General features: G+C 67.5%; 1 protein-coding gene. It reads left to right on the plus strand.

Annotation, left to right across the window (positions count from 1 at the left end):
• Nucleotides 1-91: 91 nt before the first annotated feature.
• On the plus strand, nucleotides 92-754 hold the full coding sequence (gene nucS / locus E1295_RS48170; RefSeq protein ID WP_132642103.1) for an endonuclease NucS: 663 nt from the start codon (nucleotides 92-94) through the stop codon (nucleotides 752-754).
• The last annotated feature ends 381 nt before the right edge of the window (nucleotides 755-1,135 follow it).

Raw genomic sequence — 1,135 nt, forward strand, 5'->3', positions numbered from 1 at the left:
CCCCGGCACCCGCCGTCGTGCCGAGCACGGCCACACCCACCCGTTCGAACGCCATGCGACCAGTTTTCCAGAGCCGCTAAGGTGGGGCGTCATGCGGTTGGTCATCGCGCGGTGCAGCGTGGATTATGTCGGACGGCTCACGGCCCACCTGCCGATGGCGCCGAGACTCGTGCTGATCAAGGCGGACGGAAGCGTGAGCATCCACGCCGACGACCGCGCGTTCAAGCCGCTCAACTGGATGAACCCGCCGTGCAAGCTCAAAGAGGACGGCGAGACCTGGACGGTCACCCACGGCAAGACCGGCGAGAAGCTCGTCCTCACCATGGAGGAAATCCTCCACGACTCCAGCCACGAACTGGGCGTCGACCCCGGGCTGATCAAGGACGGCGTGGAAGCCCACCTGCAGGAGCTGCTCGCCGAGCACATCACCACGCTCGGCGACGGCTACTCCCTGATCCGGCGCGAATACATGACGGCTATCGGGCCCGTCGACATCCTGTGCCGCGACGGGCTCGGAGCGACGGTCGCGGTCGAGATCAAACGCCGGGGCGAGATCGACGGCGTCGAACAACTCACCCGCTACCTCGAACTGCTCAACCGCGACCCCTTGTTGTCGCCCGTGCGCGGCATCTTCGCCGCGCAGGAGATCAAACCCCAGGCCCGCGTCCTCGCCTCCGACCGCGGCATCGACTGCGTCACCCTCGACTACGACTCTCTCCGCGGTATCGAGCCCGAGAATCCGACGCTCTTTTAGATCCGACGCTCTTTTGATCTTTTACGGCACCGCCGTGGTCTGCCACCCGCCGCACTGCGGCTGATGGCCCTCCAGGAAACGCCCTCTGACCCTTCAGTGGTGACCCGCCGCCACGGCGCGCTCCGCAGGCCCTGTAAGGGGTAACCACGGTCCCCCTGCCCACGGCGCGGTCTTACGCACGCTGCCACGGCGCGCTCCGCAGGCCCTGTAAGGGGTGACAACCGGTCCCCCCGCCCACGGCGCTGTAAGGGGTGACTCCCGGCCCGCCCACGGCGTGGTCTGGCGCGCTCCGTGGGGTCCTGGGGATGTGGTCAGGGGGTGGGGGGCGGTTTATGGTGACGCCATGGCGACGCTGACGTTCGACTCACTCAATCCGGCGAC

Origin of the sequence: Nonomuraea mesophila (genome assembly GCF_004352805.1) — a bacterium.
GTDB classification, from domain to species: Bacteria; Actinomycetota; Actinomycetes; order Streptosporangiales; family Streptosporangiaceae; genus Nonomuraea; species Nonomuraea longispora.

Bases quoted from the DNA above. Each gene is read 5' to 3' on its own strand.
- nucS (WP_132642103.1), top strand. From the start codon at position 92: ATGCGGTTGGTCATCGCGCGGTGCAGCGTGGATTATGTCGGACGGCTC.